Origin of the sequence: Streptomyces sp. NPDC052496, assembly GCF_040679095.1 — a bacterium.
Classification (GTDB): Bacteria; Actinomycetota; Actinomycetes; order Streptomycetales; family Streptomycetaceae; genus Streptomyces.
In genome coordinates this window covers 136,792-152,617 of sequence record NZ_JBFAUH010000007.1, presented here as the reverse complement: position 1 = coordinate 152,617, position 15,826 = coordinate 136,792, and the positions used below count along the sequence as shown (strand labels likewise).

The 15,826-nt window shown below is 75.0% G+C and carries 14 protein-coding genes and 1 pseudogene; 9 read left to right on the top strand and 6 right to left on the bottom strand.

The genetic code is table 11. The features are described from left to right. Nucleotides 1-28 precede the first annotated feature (28 nt). A complete protein-coding gene (locus AB0L45_RS12200; RefSeq protein ID WP_365838777.1) occupies nt 29-1,243 on the top strand; it encodes an aminotransferase class I/II-fold pyridoxal phosphate-dependent enzyme in 1,215 nt (404 codons plus the stop codon). Nucleotides 1,244-1,447: 204 nt separating this feature from the next. Beyond that, nucleotides 1,448-2,560, top strand: a complete 1,113-nt coding sequence (locus tag AB0L45_RS12195; protein ID WP_365838775.1) for an MBL fold metallo-hydrolase — start codon at nt 1,448-1,450, stop codon at nt 2,558-2,560. 123 nt (nt 2,561-2,683) lie between these two features. Here AB0L45_RS12195 and AB0L45_RS12190 read toward each other — a convergent pair whose 3' ends face one another. Both AB0L45_RS12190 and AB0L45_RS12185 read right to left on the bottom strand, forming a co-directional pair. After that, entirely contained in the window at nt 2,684-3,304 is a 621-nt protein-coding gene (locus AB0L45_RS12190) for a VTT domain-containing protein (RefSeq protein ID WP_365838773.1), read from the bottom strand. Continuing rightward, on the bottom strand, nt 3,301-4,110 hold the full coding sequence (locus AB0L45_RS12185) for an MBL fold metallo-hydrolase (RefSeq protein WP_365838772.1): 810 nt from the start codon (nt 4,108-4,110) through the stop codon (nt 3,301-3,303). Before AB0L45_RS12185 ends, AB0L45_RS12190 begins: the two co-directional genes overlap by 4 nt. A 217-nt stretch (nt 4,111-4,327) precedes the next feature. Here AB0L45_RS12185 and AB0L45_RS12180 point away from each other — a divergent pair. The 3 genes and pseudogenes from AB0L45_RS12180 to AB0L45_RS12170 form a co-directional block, all read left to right on the top strand. Then, nucleotides 4,328-4,593 (top strand): annotated as a pseudogene (locus AB0L45_RS12180) (LLM class flavin-dependent oxidoreductase); the annotation flags it as partial. A 367-nt stretch (nt 4,594-4,960) separates the two neighbouring features. Then, nucleotides 4,961-7,084, top strand: a complete 2,124-nt coding sequence (locus AB0L45_RS12175; protein WP_365838770.1) for a phage holin family protein — start codon at nt 4,961-4,963, stop codon at nt 7,082-7,084. 87 nt (nt 7,085-7,171) lie between these two features. Further along, nucleotides 7,172-8,548 (top strand): amino acid permease, encoded by a 1,377-nt coding sequence (locus AB0L45_RS12170; RefSeq protein ID WP_365839039.1) that lies wholly within the window; start codon nt 7,172-7,174, stop codon nt 8,546-8,548. On the opposite strand, the gene AB0L45_RS12165 is transcribed toward AB0L45_RS12170, so the two are convergent. From AB0L45_RS12165 to AB0L45_RS12155, 3 genes are all read right to left on the bottom strand, one after another. Then, complete coding sequence (locus AB0L45_RS12165; RefSeq protein ID WP_365838768.1) at nt 8,538-9,305, bottom strand: glucose 1-dehydrogenase; 768 nt, start codon at nt 9,303-9,305, stop codon at nt 8,538-8,540. The genes AB0L45_RS12170 and AB0L45_RS12165 overlap by 11 nt on opposite strands. 186 nt (nt 9,306-9,491) lie before the next feature. Continuing rightward, a complete protein-coding gene (locus tag AB0L45_RS12160; RefSeq protein WP_365838766.1) occupies nt 9,492-10,073 on the bottom strand; it encodes a TetR family transcriptional regulator in 582 nt (193 codons plus the stop codon). A gap of 63 nt (nt 10,074-10,136) precedes the next feature. Then, on the bottom strand, nt 10,137-10,577 hold the full coding sequence (locus AB0L45_RS12155; RefSeq protein ID WP_365838764.1) for a MerR family transcriptional regulator: 441 nt from the start codon (nt 10,575-10,577) through the stop codon (nt 10,137-10,139). Nucleotides 10,578-10,684: 107 nt separating this feature from the next. Between AB0L45_RS12155 and AB0L45_RS12150 the strand changes: the two genes are divergently transcribed. Then, complete coding sequence (locus AB0L45_RS12150; RefSeq protein ID WP_365838762.1) at nt 10,685-12,478, top strand: FAD-dependent monooxygenase; 1,794 nt, start codon at nt 10,685-10,687, stop codon at nt 12,476-12,478. Between the two features lie 196 nt (nt 12,479-12,674). Further along, complete coding sequence (locus AB0L45_RS12145; protein ID WP_365838760.1) at nt 12,675-13,082, top strand: nuclear transport factor 2 family protein; 408 nt, start codon at nt 12,675-12,677, stop codon at nt 13,080-13,082. 31 nt (nt 13,083-13,113) lie between these two features. Here the strand turns inward: AB0L45_RS12145 and AB0L45_RS12140 are convergent, their stop codons facing one another. Beyond that, nucleotides 13,114-13,938 carry a helix-turn-helix transcriptional regulator gene (locus tag AB0L45_RS12140; RefSeq protein WP_365838758.1) on the bottom strand — a complete coding sequence of 275 codons (825 nt, stop codon included), beginning with the start codon at nt 13,936-13,938 and terminating at the stop codon, nt 13,114-13,116. A 211-nt stretch (nt 13,939-14,149) separates the two neighbouring features. Here AB0L45_RS12140 and AB0L45_RS12135 point away from each other — a divergent pair, with 211 nt between their 5' ends. Then, the gene (locus AB0L45_RS12135) at nt 14,150-14,509 is read left to right on the top strand and encodes a YciI family protein (RefSeq protein WP_365838756.1); all 360 of its coding nucleotides are present in this window, start codon (nt 14,150-14,152) and stop codon (nt 14,507-14,509) included. Between the two features lie 46 nt (nt 14,510-14,555). Then, the gene (locus AB0L45_RS12130; RefSeq protein ID WP_365838754.1) at nt 14,556-15,806 is read left to right on the top strand and encodes a DUF6596 domain-containing protein; all 1,251 of its coding nucleotides are present in this window, start codon (nt 14,556-14,558) and stop codon (nt 15,804-15,806) included. Nucleotides 15,807-15,826: the final 20 nt, after the last annotated feature.

The following is a 15,826-nucleotide window of genomic DNA, read 5'->3' as shown; positions in this document are numbered from 1 at the left end:
CGACCTGCCGTGGAGTGTGGAGGTACGGATGCAGCGGACCGCCCTGGATCCGGATCCGGCCCCGGAGCCGGATCCGCCGGCGGGGCTGCCGGTCCTCCCGGAACTCGCCGCGCACCTCGCCGCCGCCGCGGACCGCACGGAACCCGAGCCGCCCGGCGGCTCCCGGCCGCTGCGCGCCGCCGCCTGCGACTACTGGGCGCGCCGCGGCCTGCCGACCGCGCCGGAGCGGGTGCTGGCCGCGCCGGGCGCGCCCGCCCTGCTCCTCGCGCTGCTCGCCGCGGCCGGCGGCGACGTGCTGCTGCCGCGCCCCTGCGCCGAGTGGTACGCGCCGGCCGCCGGGCTGCTCGGCCGGGCGGTGCACCGGATCCCCGTACCGGCCGAATCCGGCGGCGTACCGGACGCGTTCACGCTGCTGGAAGCCGTACGCCGGGCCCGGCTGACCGGCGCGGGGCCGCGGGTCCTGCTGATCTCCGTCGCCGACGACCCCAGCGGCACCTGCCCGCCGCCCGAGCTGGTGCACGAGGTGTGCGAGGCGGCAGCGGCGGACGGACTGTGGGTCGTCAGCGACGAGACCGGCCGCGACCTGCTGCACGACCCGCACGACACGGTCGTCCTGAGCCCGGCCGAGATGCTGCCGGACGACGTCGTCGTCCTGGCCGACCTGCGGGCCACCCTCGTACCGGCCTCCTGGCCCGCCGCGCTGGCCCGGTTCCCGGACACCGCGCGCGGCACCGCGCTGCGCGCCGCGGTCCTGGAGCGGCTGGCGGCGCTGCGCACACCGATGGCCGGGCCGGTCGCGAACACCGTCGCCCACGCGCTCACCGAACCGGAGCCCGTACGGGCCCGCACCGCCATGGCCGCCCGGGCGCACGGCGCCCTCGCCAGGGCCCTGCACCGCGCCCTCACCGCAGGGGGCGCCGTCTGCCGCCCGCCGCACGCGGGCAGCCACGTCTACGCCGACTTCGACCCGCTGCGCCCGGCGCTGGCCGCCCGGGGCATCACCGGCCCGGAGCAATTGGAGCGCGCCCTCGCGCCCTGGGCGGCGCGCGGCGGGCACCGCTTCGGTGACGATCCGCGCGCGCTGCGCGTACGGCTGAGCACCGAGGCGCTGCTCGGCCCTGACGCCGCCCGCCGCCGGCAGGTCCTCGACGCCCCTGACGCGCTGCGACTCCCGCACGTGGATGAGGCGTTGAGCGCGCTGTCCGCCACGCTCGCCACGCTCGCGGACACCGCGCCGTCGTAGCGGTGTGGCTCCGTCGCCGTCCGGGCGGCCCCATCGCCCCCCTGCGCCCGTCCGCCTCCTCCGCCTTCTCCGCCTCCTCCGCCTTCTCCGCCTTCTTCGTCCCGTCAGTCCTCCTCCGGCCTTCGTCCCCGGCCTCCGCCCGTACCCCGGTGGCCGCCCCGACCGGCAGCACGGCCGGTCACGCCCACCGAATGGAGCCCCTCGATGACCGAACAGACCGAACGTTCCCTCACCGAGCCGCTGCCGCCCGCCGCCGGCCCGCACCCGACCGGTGCCGGACCCGCTCCGCTCCGTCCGCCGAACGAGGTCCGCAGCTGGCCCCGCGACTTCACCGACCGGCTCACCGCCCCGCTGCCCGGCGTACGCGCCCTCGCCCGGATCGCCCGCGAAGGCAAGCTGCGGCCGTCCGCCCAGGCCCTCCTGGACATCCCGGATCTCCCCTTCGAACCGGGCCCGATGCCCCGGCCCGGCCCCCGGGACATCGCCGTCACCTGGGCGGGCCACGCCAGCTGGGTGCTGCGCATCGGCGGCCTGACCGTACTGACCGACCCCGTGTGGTCCCGCAAGATCCTGGGCACCCCGCCGCGCGTCACCCCGGTGGGCGTCCGCTGGCAGGACCTGCCGCCCGTCGACGCCGTCGTCATCAGCCACAACCACTACGACCACCTCGACCTGCCCACCCTCAAACGGCTGCCGCCGCACACCCCGCTCCTGGTGCCCGCCGGCCTCGCCCGCTGGGCCCGCCGGCGCCGCTTCACCCACGTCACGGACCTGGACTGGTGGGAGGCCGTGGAACTGCCGGGGCCCGCCGGACCGGTCCGCTTCGACTTCGTCCCCGCCCACCACTGGAGCAAGCGCACCCTGACCGACACCTGCCGCTCCCTGTGGGGCGGCTGGGTGCTGACGGCACCGGACGGGCGGCGGGTGTACTTCGCCGGGGACACCGGGTACGGCCACTGGTTCGAGGAGATCGGCGCCCGCTACCCGGGCATCGACCTGGCGCTGCTGCCGATCGGCGCGTACGACCCGCGCTGGATGCTGCGGCCGGTGCACACCGACCCCGAGGAAGCGGTCCGCGCCTGTCAGGACGTGGGCGCCCGCGCGATGGCCCCGATGCACTGGTCGACGTTCCTGCTGTCCGCCGAAGCGCCCCTGGAGCCGCTGCACCGCGTACGCGCCGCCTGGGAGGCCGCCGGGCGCCCGCGCGCCGACCTCTGGGACCTGGCGGTGGGCGGGTCACGGGTGCTGGAGGCCCAGCCGGGGACGCGGCCGGAGGCCGGGGGAGGCGGGGTGGGGGAGCGGTCGGAGGTGGGGTGAGGCGGGGTGTCGGAGGGGCGGTCGGAGGATGGGTGAGGCGGGTGGTCGGAGGTCGGGTGAGGTCGGCCGTCGGAGGGCGGGTGGAGCGGGTGGGCGCGTGGCCGCGTGGCCGTGTGCGGCCGGTCAGGCGGCTCTGCCGTGGCGCAGCCGCCGCCACACCGCGGGCGCCCCGCTGAGCACCAGCGTCAGTCCGACCGCCGCGGCCACGCCCTGCCACGGCTCGCTGAACAGGGAGCCGCCCAGCAGGCCGATGAGCTGGTACGTCACCGCCCAGGCCAGACACGCCGGCAGGTCACCGCGGGCGAAGCGCCGCAACGGCATCCGGGACAGCAGGCACGCCAGCATCACCGGCACCCGTCCGGCCGGCACCAGCCGCGACAGCACGAGCACCAGCACGCCGTGCTCGCGCAGTCTGGTCCGGGCCCGGGCCAGACGTTCCGGCGCCGCGCGGTCGCGCAGCCGCTCCAGCCAGCGCGATCCGTTGCGGGACCGTACGCCGCGCTGTCCGAGCCAGTACAGCCCCAGGTCCCCGAGGAAGGCGGCGAGCGCGGCCACCCCGAAGACGACCGGCAGCGCCCAGGGCGACCCCTGGTGGAAGGCCACCACCGCGGCGGAGCTGACCACCGCGCCCGTCGGCACCACCGGCACCAGCGACCCCAGCACCACCAGCAGGAACAGCGACGGGTAGCCCACCACCTGCTGCGTCGACTCGGCGGGCACCCCGGCCGCCAGCCCGCCGATCACCGCGCCGCCGCCAGCCGTACGGACTCGCCGTGCGCGAGCCGGTGCACCGCCACCCCGGGCGCCAGCCGCCCGGCCAGCCGCGCGAACTCGTCACCGGGGGAGTGGAACTCGTGCGGGCGCACCGCGTCCAGGCCGATCGGCCAGTACGTGCCGTAGTGCACCGGGACCGCGCCGGCCGGCGCCAGCCGGGCCGCGGCCTCGGCCGCCCGCCGCGCGTCCAGATGCCCGTGCCCGAGGAACGGGCCCCAGCCGCCCACCGGCAGCAGCGCCACGTCACAGGCGCCGACCTCCTCGGCCATGGTGTCGAAGAGCCCGGTGTCGCCCGCGAAGTACGTCACCGCCGCGCCGTGCACCACGTAGCCGAGCGCGGGCACCCGGTGCGGCCCGTACGGCAGCCGGCGCCCGTCGTGCGCCGCGTGCACCGCGCGGACGGTCACCTCCGCGGCGCCGTGCCCCTCGCGGGCCGCGCGGACCGCGACCGTGTCACCGGGCCGCACCTCGGTGACCAGCAGCCCGCGTGCCGCCGCCACCCGCCGCAGCCCCGGCACCGCGGCGACGGCGCCGCGCGGGACCACCACCCGGGTGCCCGGTGAGAGGCGGGCCAGTGAGGCGGGGTGCAGGTGGTCGGCGTGCAGATGGGAGACGAGTACGGCGTCGGCGCGGGCCGCGGCAGGGGGCGGGAGCGCGCCCCGGCGGCGCCGCAGATGGGCCAGCCGCCGCGTGAACAGCGGGTCCGTCAGTACCCGTACGCCCGAATCGGCGACCGTTACGGTGGCATGTCCCCACCAGGTGACCTCCACCGCCACACCGACCTCCCGACCGGAACACCACCAATTGCCCCGGGCCGCCCGGCGCGCGCCGCCGTACGCCCCACCCTTCGATCCTGCCTCATCGCCCTTCCGGCCGGGTGGGCCGGTGGGGCGGCTCGTCGGGCCGGGTGGGTCGGTGGGGCGGCTCGTCGGGTCCGGTGTGCCGACGGGGCGGCTCCCCGGAAGTGCCTGGTGGTGTTCCGGCCGGGTGTCGTCGCGCGTCCCCGACCCCGTACCGCCCGTCTACTTCGGCGGGTCCTCGGCAGCGGCGGGGAGGTCGCGGCGCCCTTCAGCGATGTGTACCTGACCTGGGGCGAACCGCCCGGGCACGTGGCCGGGAAGATCGAGTGGATACGGAAGCCGGCCGCCGACGCCGGGCGCACCGTGCGCTTCGGCATCCGGCTGCACGTGATCACGCGGGACACCGCGGACCAGGTGTGGGCCGAGGCGCGCCGCCTGCTGGACGGCTTCTCGCCGGAGGCGGGGCTCTGGAGCCGGCCGGGGGACGGCGGGGTCGCGGGGGCCGTGCCGGACGTGCAGGTTCCGTTCGCCGGGCGGGCGTGAGGCGGTGCCGGGCGGGCGTGGGGCGGCGCGGCCCGGGCGTGAGGCGGGAGCGGGGCGGGCGTGAGGCGGTGTGGCCCGTGCGTGGGGCGGCGCGGCCCGGGCGTGAGGCGGGAGCGGGGCGGGCGTGAGGCGGTGTGGCCCGTGCGTGGGGCGGCGTCGTCCGGCCGGGGGCCGTCGGTGCCGTCGTCCGGCCGCGCTGTCAGTGGGCTGTGACACGCTGTACGCGTGACGCCCGGACCGGGTGTCCGAGCGTGACGAGCGGCGGGAGGGAGGTGCGGGCGCGATGCGGCAGCCCCGGTGGCGGACGGCGGGCGGCGCCCTGCTGCGGGTGACCGCGGTCTGGGTGGTCTCCTCGCTGACGCTGCTCGTGCTCGCCGCCCTGCTGCCCGACTTCCGCCTCCAGTCCGCGAGCGGCGACAGCCTCACCCGTACGTTCCTCACCGCCGCCTTCGGTGCCGGGGCGTTCGGCCTGCTCAGCGCCCTGGTCTGGCCGCTGCTGGTGCGCGCCCTGCTGCTGGTGCCCGCCCTCGTCCTCGGTCTGCTGGTCTTCTTCCTGAACGGCTCCCTGCTGCTGGTCGCCCTCGGCCTGATCCCCGAGGGACGCGGCCAGGCCGCGCCCGAGACGGCCGTGATCGTCGCCGCCGTGATGTCCGCGACTTCGTCCGCCACCTCCACCTTCCTCGCGGTGCGGGACGACGAGGCGTACCGCAGACGCCTGGTGCGGCTGGCCGGCCGCCGGCACGGCCGCCGCCGCGGCGCCCCCGGCGACCCGGGCCCCATAGCACCCGGCACGGTCTTCCTCCAGCTCGACGGCCTCGGCCACGACGTGCTGCGGGAGGCGACGAGCGGGCAGCGGCCGCTGATGCCGACGCTCGCCGGCTGGCTCGGCGGCACCCACCGGCTGACGCCGTGGCGTACGGACTGGTCCAGCCAGACGGGCGCCAGCCAGCTCGGCATCCTGCACGGCAGCAACCACGACCTGCCCGCCTTCCGGTGGTACGAGAAGGAGACCGGCCGGCTGATCGTCAGCAACCGGCCCAGCGGCGCGGCCGAACTCCAGCAGCGCGCGGTGGCCCGCACCGGCGACGCCGGGCTGCTCAGCTTCGACGGCGCGAGCCGCGGCAACCTCTTCAGCGGCGGCGCCGACCAGCTCGCCCTGGTGATGTCGGTGGCGGCCCGGCGCGGCCGGCACAACCGCTCCCGCGCGGGCTATTTCGCGTACTTCTCCGACCCGGCCAACGCGACCCGTACGGCCGTCTCCTTCGTCGCCGAGATCTTCCGTGAGATCGGCCAATCCCTGCGGTCCCGGTTCCGCCGGGAGACGCCGCGCGTCAAACGCGGCGGCCTCTACCCCTTCATCCGGGCCTTCGCGACCGTCGTGGAGCGGGACGTGGTGGTCGCCGCCGTGATCGGCGACCTGCTCGCCGGCCGGACGGCCGTCTACGCCGACCTGGTCGCGTACGACGAGGTCGCGCACCACTCCGGCCCCCGGCACCGCGACACCCACCAGGTGCTGCGCCGCCTGGACCGCGCCGTCGGGCTGATCGCCGACGCCGCGCAGTACGCCCCCCGCCGCTACCGCGTCGTGCTCCTCTCCGACCACGGCCAGAGCCCCGGCGCGACCTTCCTGGACAGCTACGGCCTCGGCCTGGAGGACCTGGTGCGGGCCGGCTGCGGCCTGCCGGTCTCCCGCCGCGCCGGGCGGACCGCGAGCGGCGCCGAGGCACGCGAGGCGGCCCGCGCCGCGCTGCACCGCCCGGAGGGCGCGGACGGCTGCGGCCCGTCCGACCCCGTCGTGCTGGCCTCCGGCAACCTGGGCCTGGTGTCCTTCCCCGACCTGCCGGGCCGGGTCACCCGCGAGGAGATCGAGCGCCGCCACCCGGCGCTGCTGGCCACCCTCGCCAACCACCCCGGCATCGGCTTCCTGCTCGTCCGCTCCGCCGCGGACGGGGCCGTGGTGCTGGGCCCCGGCGGTGCCGAGCACCACCTCGACACCGGCCGCGTCGTCGGTTCCGACCCCCTGGACGGCTTCGGCCCGGCCGCGGTGGACGCCGTCCGGCGCACGGACGGCTTCCCGCACACCGCGGACATCATGGTCAATTCCTCCTGCGACCCGGCCACCGGCGCGGTGCACGCCTTCGAGGAGCAGATCGGCTCGCACGGCGGGCTGGGCGGCGAGCAGAGCCGGCCCTTCCTGCTGTGGCCCGCCGAGCTGACCCCGCCCACCGCCGACGGCGCGGAGCCGGCCGGCGCGGAGCGGATCCACGCCGTCCTGCGGCGCTGGCTGCGCGAGGTGGACGGCCCGCAGATACCCCTCGGGGGCCCGGCGGACGAACTGCGGCCGGGAGGGCCCGCGCCCGAAGTATTTTCACCGGCCGACGGTGCCGTGCGGGACAAAACCCGCTGATTTTGTGCAACGTTGCAGGTCGAAGACCATGAGCAGGCGCCCGGCACCTCCGGGCCCGCACAGCACGACGAGAGGCTCACCACAGCCATGCACGACCGGCACACCCGCCGCTTCGGTCTCGGAACCGCAACCTGCCTAGTGATGGGCAACATCATCGGCGGCGGCATCTTCCTGCTGCCGGCCTCGGTGGCCCCTTTCGGCACCGTGAGCCTGGTCGCTTTCGGTGTCCTGACGGTCGGCGCCATCGCGCTGGCCCTGGTCTTCGGACGGCTGGCCGAGCGCCACCCGGACACCGGCGGCCCCTACGTCTACGCCCGCGAGGCGTTCGGCGACTTCGCCGGCTTCCTGTCGGCCTGGTCCTACTGGACCATGACGTGGGTCAGCAACGCGGCCCTCGCGGTCGCCGCCGTCGGCTACGTCCACGTGCTCTTCCCCGGGCACGACTCCAAGGGCATGGACCTGCTGGTGGCGCTGGTCGCGCTCTGGCTCCCGGCGCTCTCCAACTTCGCCGGCACCCGCTACGTCGGCGCGGTCCAGCTGGTCTCCACGGTCCTGAAGTTCGTCCCGCTGCTGTTCATCGCGGTCGTCGGGCTGTTCTTCTTCGACCCGGACAAGCTGGGCTCGTTCAACGAGGGCAGCGGCAGCGCGATCGGCGGCATGTCGGCCGCGGCGGCCATCCTGCTCTACAGCTACGTGGGCGTGGAGTCCGCGGCGATGAGCGCCGGCGAGGTGCGCGACCCCGAGCGCAACGTGGGCCGCGCCACCGTCCTCGGCACGATCGGCGCCGCCGTCGTCTACCTCCTCGGCACGGTCTCGGTCTTCGGCACGGTCGCGCACGACAAGCTGGTGGAGTCCAAGGCGCCGTTCTCCGACGCGGTCAACGCCATGTTCGGCGGCCAGTGGGGCGGCACCGTCATCGCGGTCGCCGCGGTCATCTCGATCGTCGGCGCGCTGAACGGCTGGACGCTGATGAGCGCCCAGTCGCCGTACGCCGCCGCCAAGGACGGGCTCTTCCCGGCCGCTTTCCTGAAGAAGCAGCGCGGGGTGCCGACCTTCGGCGTGCTGGCCGCCTCGGTGCTGGCCACCGCGCTGACCGTGATCAACTACCTGATCGGCGCGGGCGGCGTCTTCGAGATCCTCGTCCTGATCACGACGTTCTCGGCGACCGTGCCCTATCTGCTCGCTGCGGGCGCCCAGATCTACTTCCTGCTCACCGGCGAGCGCGACAAGGTCCGCCCGGCCCGCTTCGCCCGGGACCTGACGCTCGCGCTGGTCGCCTTCGGCTTCACCTTCTGGCTGGTGGCCGGCGCCGGGTACGCGGCGATCTACCAGGGCGTGCTGTTCCTGTTCGCCGGCATCCTCGTCTACGCCTGGATGGCGGCGCGCCGCACGGGCCGCCGCCGGCGCGCGGAGGAGGAGGCGGCCGGCCCGGCCGCCGGTGAGCCGGCACAGCTCAGGCGGTGACGCCGCCGTCCACCACCAGTTCGGCGCCCACGGTGAACGCCGCCGCGTCGGACGCCAGGTGGAGCACCGCCGCCGCGATCTCGGCGGTGGCGGCCGAGCGGCCCGCCGGCACCTCGCGCCGCATCCGCTCGGCCTTCTGATCCGCGGTCTCGCCCGGCAGCGTCGACATGGGAGTGTCGACCTTGCCGGGCGAGACCGCGTTGATGCGTATGCCGTCCTTGATGTGGTCGAGCGCGGCGTTACGGGTCAGGGCGCTCACGGCGGCCTTCGCCGCGACGTACGCGCTGATCCCGGGGCGGCGCAGGGACGCGCCCAGGTTGGACGCGATGTTGACGATCGCGCCGCCGCCGTGCGCCCGCATATGGCCGATCTCGTGCTTCATCGACAGGAACGTGCCGGTGAGGTTGGTGTCCAGGGCGCGCCGCCAGTCCTCCTCAGGGATGTCGGCGGTCGGTGCCGGGGGCACGAACACCCCGACGTTGTTGACGGCCACGTCCAGCCCGCCGAAGCGGCGCACGGTCTCCGCGACCAGCGCGGCCACGTCCTCGCCCCGGGTCACGTCGGCGGTCACGGCCGCCGCCCGGCCCCCCGCGGCCTCCACGAGCGCGACGGTCTCCTTCAGCGGCGCTTCCGTACGCCCGGCGACGACGACACGCGCGCCCTCCTCCGCGAACGCGAGGGCGACCGCCCGGCCGATGCCGGTGCCGCCGCCGGTGACGAGGACGGTCTTGCCGGTGAAACGTGCGGTGGTGGTCATGGGGTGAGCCTTTCTTCGGGTGGGTCGAGTGCTGCCAGGCGGGTGCCTGGAGGTGGCGCGTACAAGAACGATCAGTCTCGAATGAGGGCGTGAAGAGCCGAAGAGTCGAAGAGCCGAAGATGCGGAAGTGCGGGGGGCGACCGCGGTGCGCGGAGGCGGGGGAGGCGCGAGGCCCCGCCCCGGCCCTCAGTCCAGCAGCGTCAGCGCCTGTTCCGCCGCGTCGCGCAGGCGGCCCGGCTCCTGGCCGGACTTGCCCATCAGCCGCAGCCCCTGCATCAGGACGAGCAGCATCCGGGCCAGTGCCCGCGGATCCCGGTCGGCGGGCAGCTCGTCCTGAGCCTGGGCCCGGGTGAGTGCCGAGGTCAGCGCGGTCTCCAGGACGGCCCAGCTCGCCTCCACCTGCCGGGCGGCGTGCCGGTCGTGCGCCGCCAGCTCAGCGGCCGTGTTCGTCACGAAGCAGCCGCGCCCCAGGTCGTCGCGGGCGGCCTCCTCCGCGAACCGGGTGACCAGCGCCCGTACGGCGGGCAGCGCGGGCCCCGGCTGCGACAGCTCCGCGATCAGTCCCGGGTCCGAGAGCCGGCTGTAGCGCTCCAGGGCCTTGAGGTAGAGGTCGTGCTTGCTGCCGAACGTCGCGTAGAGGCTGGCGCGGGCGATGCCGAGGTGGTCGACGAGGTCGGTCATCGACGTGGCCTCGTAGCCGCGCTGCCAGAACAGTTCGAGGGCTGCCTGGAGTGCGGCGTCCGGATCGAATGCCTTGGTCCGTGCCATGACAGGAACCCTAGGCTTTCGAGACCGACCGGTCAATAATGAACCGCGTCGGCCGACGCGCCGTCAGCAGCCCAGGGCCTCCGCCACGTACCGGTCCAGCTCCTCGCGCAGCAGCGAGCACTCGCGTACCGGGTCCTCGGTCGGGCACGTCAGCAAGTGCTCCAGGCGGTGCTGCGCGGCCCGGAGGGCGGCCACGCGTTCCTCGATGAGCTGGATGGCACCGGTCAGCACGGCGCGCCCCGCGGGCCGCCGGTGACCGTCCGGCCCGCGTTCGCCGAGCGCGGCGGCCGTGTCGGCGAGGCTCAGCATGCCGCCCTGGTGCAGGTGCTGGATGAGCGCGAGCCGGCGCAGTTCCCGGCGGCCGTAGTGCCGTACGTTCCCCCGGCGCCCGGCGGGCGGCAGCAGGCCCAGCGCGTCGTAGTACCGCAGCGTGGACACCGGCAGGCCGAAGCAGCGGGCCACCTCACTGATCGAACGCAGCTCGTCGTCACCGTCGTCGGCCACGGCCCCATCTTGCGCTCAAGTCGGCTTGAGCGTCCAGGCTGGGCGGACCGAGCCCGGCGACGGACCGGACCGGGCCGGGCCGGGCCCGGAGACAAGGACGGTGTGCTGTGCGCATACGCGATACGAAGACGGAAGCGGAAGCGGCGCCCGGAACGACGGGCACGGAAGCAGCGGGTGAGCGGCCGGCGGTGGGTGAGCGGCCGACGACGGGTGAGCGGCTTGGGGCGCGGGAGCGGCCGACGGCGGGGCGGCCGCTGCCCGCGAGCGTCCCCGTGCTCGTGGCCGGCGCCGGACCGGTCGGCCTGGCCACGGCGATGTTCCTGGCCCGGCGCGGCGTGCCCGCCCTCGTGGTGGACAAGCGAGATCCGTTCACGGGCCCGCCACGGGCGATGAGCAGCATCCGCACGCTCGAACTGCTGCGGGCGGCGGGCCTCCAGGAGGCCGTGGAGCGGACCGGCTGGTACGGCCCCGAGCCGTTCCAGGCCGTGTTCAAGGACAGCGCGCTGGGCGGTGAACGGCAGCATGTGGCGCCCCCCGAGCCGTACGTGCGGTGGCTGCGGACCTGTAGCCCGGTCGACAGCCGGCTGGCGCTCAACCACCTTCAGGTGCAGCGGCTGGCCTACGACGAGCTGCTGCGGTGCGGTGGTGCCGCGCGGTTCGGCGTCGGCCTGACCGGACTCGGGCAGGACGCGGACGGCGTACGGGTGCGGCTCGCCGATGCCGGGACCGGCGCGGAATACGGCGTCACCGCGCGGTACGTGATCGGTGCCGACGGGGCACACAGCACCGTACGGCGACTGCTGGGCATCACCGTGCCCGACCGCGAGGTGGTCGCCCGGCTGCACACCGCCTTCTACCGTGCGGACCTGCCGGCCGGCACGGACGCCCTGCGCGAGCTGTGCTTCGTACGGAACCCGGACGTCTACGCGACGGTCTTCTCCGTGAACGGCCGTGACCAGTGGGTCTCCCACCTCATGGACTATCCGGGCCGGCCGGACGACGAGGACCGCATCGCACCGCTTCCGGAGGACCGCGCCCTGGCCCTGCTGCGGTCCGCCGTCGGCGACCCGGACCTGTCCGTCGACCTGATGGCGGTGAACGCCTGGGAGGCGGCGGTGGGCACGGCGTCGGCCTTCCGGCGCGGCCGGGTCTTCCTCGCCGGTGACTCCGCGCACGTACAGAGTTCGGCCGGTGGCCTCGGCATGAACACCGGGATCCAGGACGGTCACAACCTCGCCTGGAAACTCGCCGCCGTCCTGCGCGGACAGGCCGCCGGACGGCTGCTGGACACCTACGAACCGGAGCGCCGCGCGGCGGTACGGGCCTCCCTCGCGCTCTCCCGCACCATGCACCAGGGTTACCGGTCCCTCGGCGGAGACGACCCCAACGGCCTGTACGAGCTGGCGGCAGCGGACTACATCCGGGCCATGATGCGCTACGCGTACCCGTCGGGCGCCGTCGACCCGGACGCTGCGGACATCACGGACGCCCCGAACGGCCACGGCGCCACCACCCCCGACTTGCTCTCCGACCACGTCCGCCCAGGACACCGGCTTCCGCACCGCTTCGTGGACGTCCCGAAGGACGGTCCGGAAGGCGGCCGGGTCTCCACCCTCGACCTCGCCGGTGCCGACTGGTCCCTGCTCACCGGGCCGCGGGGCGCGCCCTGGCAGGCCGCCGCCACGCAGTCGGCCGCCGCCCTCGGCATCCCCCTCGAAGCGCACCGCGTCCCCGACGGCGCCCTCCCCGGACTCGCGCCCGACGGAGCCGTACTCGTGCGCCCCGACCACTTCGTCGCCTGGCGCGCGGACCACCTCACCGCCGACCCGGGCACCGCCGTCGAGCGGGCGCTCACCGCCCTGCTCGGCCAGGACGGCGAACCGCCCCGCCCCGCCGCCTGACGGCCCCCGCACCCGGCACCGCGCCACCGGCCCCGGTCCCGGCCCATTACCTGCCACGTAATCGACCCACCCGCCGCGCCCCGGCATCTTTGAGGCACCGGTTCACGGGCCGGCGCACTCCGGCCCGCGAGCCGGCCCTACCGGGGGCCGCGCGAGACGCGGCCCCCACCACGTGACCACACACGGGAGTTCGGACATGACCCAGACCCAGCACACGGAGTCCCCGTCCCAGCAGGCCGGCGCGGACCGCTACGCCGACGCGGTCACCCGGTACCTCGCGGCCTGGAACGCCGCCGGGGACGGCACGGCCGAAGCCGTCGCCGCGGCGTTCACCGAGGACGCCACCTACACCGACCCGCTCGCCGACACCGCCGGACACGACCAGCTCGCCGCCGTCATCGCCGCCGTCCACGCCCAGTTCCCCGGCTTCGTCTTCCGGCCGCTGGGCACCCCGGACGGGCACCACGACCTGGTGCGGTTCGGCTGGGAGCTGGTGGCGCCGGACGGTTCGGCCCCGGTCGCCGGGTTCGACGTGGCCGCCCTCGCGGCGGACGGCCGGATCCGCTCGGTCTCCGGCTTTCTGGACCGTGTACCCGCCATGTGAGTCCGTGCCGCCCGCCACGGGGGAGCGGGCGCTACTCCAGCCAGGTGCGCAGCTGTCCGGCCGTCTCCGGGTCCGCCGGGAGGAAGGTCTCCAGGGCGAGTTCGGAGACGGTCACGTCCATCGGGGTGTTGAAGGTGGCGATCGTGGAGATGAAGGACAGCACCCGGCCGTCGTGTTCGATCACCATCGGCAGCGCGTACGGCGCGTGCCCGCCGCCCGCGGCCGTCTCCCGGCCGCCTTCGGGCAGCGGGTAGCCGCTCACCTCCTCGTAGAGCGCGCGCAGCGGCGCGGACCGCATGACCGCCAACTGCCGCTGCATCTGGGCGAGCAGGTGCTCCCGCCACTCCAGGAAGTTGCGGATGCGTGGGGCGAGCCCGTCGGGGTGCAGGGTGATGCGCATGGCGTTCAGCGGCGGCCGGAGCAGCTGCTCGTCGACGCCCGCCAGCAGCGCCTGGATGCCCCGGTTCGCGGCGACGACCTGGTACGTGGCGTCGACGACCAGGGCGGGGAACGGCTCGTAACCGGTCAGCAGCCGTTCCATGCCGGTCCGCAGCGCGTCCATCGACGGGTCGTCCAACGGGGTCTCCGGGAACTCGGGCGCGTGACCCGCCGCGATCAGCAGCACGTTGCGTTCCCGTACGGGCACGTCGAGGTGCTCGGCCAGCCGCAGCACCATCTCCTGGCTGGGCCGGGCGCGCCCGGTCTCGATGAAGCTGATGTGCCGGGCGGAGGAGTCGGCGCGCAGGGCCAGGTCGAGCTGGCTGACGCGGCGCCGCACCCGCCACTCGCGCAGCAGCGCGCCGACACCCGTCGTCGGGCCGGACGCCGTCTTCGGGGAGACCGCAGCAGTCGTCATGGCGGAACCGTAACCGATTCCGTACGTCTGTACGGATATGCCGTCCGTCCGGATACGCTGCGGGCCCTGGCCGCCGGTCCCTGGGGTCCGCGGTGCGCCGCCGAAAAAATACCCGGAAAAAAATCGGCGGGTCCGTCGATCCGGCGGTCTCCCGTTCGACGCAGGGGTGAGAGGCGGGGAGAGGCCCCGCCCGGACGACCGAGGAGTCACCGTGCCGCGCTTCCTGACGCTGATCCGTATCGACGAGAACGACGTGCCCGAGGGCGGCCCCAGCCCCGAACTCAAGGAGCGCATGGGCGCGCTGCTGGAGGAGATCACCAAGGCCGGGGTGATGCTGGACACCGCCGGACTCGTGCCGACCTCCCAGGGCACCCGGGTCACCTGGTCCGGCGGCAAGCTCACCTCGACCGACGGGCCCTTCACCGAGACCAAGGAGGTCGTCGGGGGCTACTTGTTGATCCAGGCCAAGGACAAGGCCGAAGCGCTGGAGTGGGCCGGCCGGTTCCTGCGCGTCCACGAGGAGCACTGGACCGTCACCGCCGAGGTCCGCGAGATCGCCGAAGACTGCTGATCCGGCCGCGCTTGCCGCCTTTCCGTACGGCTGGTCTGATGTGGCCGTGACGGCAGCGAGCGCGACCGCGACGGTCGAGACGGTGTTCAGGATCGAGTCCGCGCGGATCATCGCCGGTGTCACCCGCATCGTGCGGGACGTGGGCATCGCCGAGGAACTCGCGCAGGACGCCCTGGTCGCCGCGCTGGAACGGTGGCCGGAGTCAGGGGTGCCGGACAATCCGGGCGCCTGGCTCATGGCCACCGCCAAGCACCGCGCCGTCGATCTCGTGCGCCGCAAGGAGACCTACGCCCGCAAACTGGCCGAGGTCGGGCGGGCGTTGACGGACGTGCCGCCGCCCGGACCGGCGGACGCCGACGACATCGACGACGACCTGCTGCGGCTGATCTTCACCGCCTGCCACCCCGTGCTGCCCGCACCGGCCCGCATCGCGCTCACCCTGCGGCTCCTGGGCGGGCTGACGACGCCGGAGATCGCCCGGGCCTTTCTCGTCGCGGAGGCCACGGTGGCGCAGCGGATCGTGCGCGCCAAGCGGACGCTCGCCGAGGCCCGGGTGCCCTTCGAAGTCCCGTACGGCACCGAACGGTCGGCCCGCCTCTCCTCCGTCCTCGAAGTGATCTACCTCGTGTTCAACGAGGGGTACACCGCGACGGCCGGTGACGACCTGGTGCGCCCGGCCCTGTGCGAGGACGCGCTGCGCCTCGTCCGCGTCCTGGCGAACCTGATACCGGACGAGCCCGAAGTGCACGGCCTGGCCGCGCTGCTGGAGTTCCAGGCGTCGCGCATCCCCGCCCGTACGGGGCCTGACGGCGAGCCGGTGCTGCTCGCCGACCAGCACCGCGCCAAGTGGAACCGTATGCTCATCCGGCGCGGCGTCGACGCCCTGCACCGTGCCGGGCACGGCCCGTACTCGCTGCAGGCCGCGATCGCCGCGCACCACGCGGTGGCCTTCCGCTACGAGGAGACGGACTGGGCCGCCATCGCCGCCCTCTACGACCGGCTCCTCGCCCGGACCCCGTCTCCCGTGGTCGAGTTGAACCGGGCCGTCGCCGTCTCGATGGCCGAAGGACCCGCCGCCGCCCTGGAACTGGTGGACGCCCTGGCCGCCGACCCCGCCCTGAAGGGCTACCACCTGCTGCCGAGCGTCCGGGGCGACCTGCTGGAGCGCCTGGGGCGGGCGGCCGAGGCGCGCGAGGAGTTCGAACGGGCGGCGGCCCTGGCCCGGAACGTACGGGAGCGGGACCTGCTCCTGGAGAAGGCGGCTCGCACCGTTCAGCCCCCCGCACCACCCCGGTAATGCCTCCCGCACCACCCCAG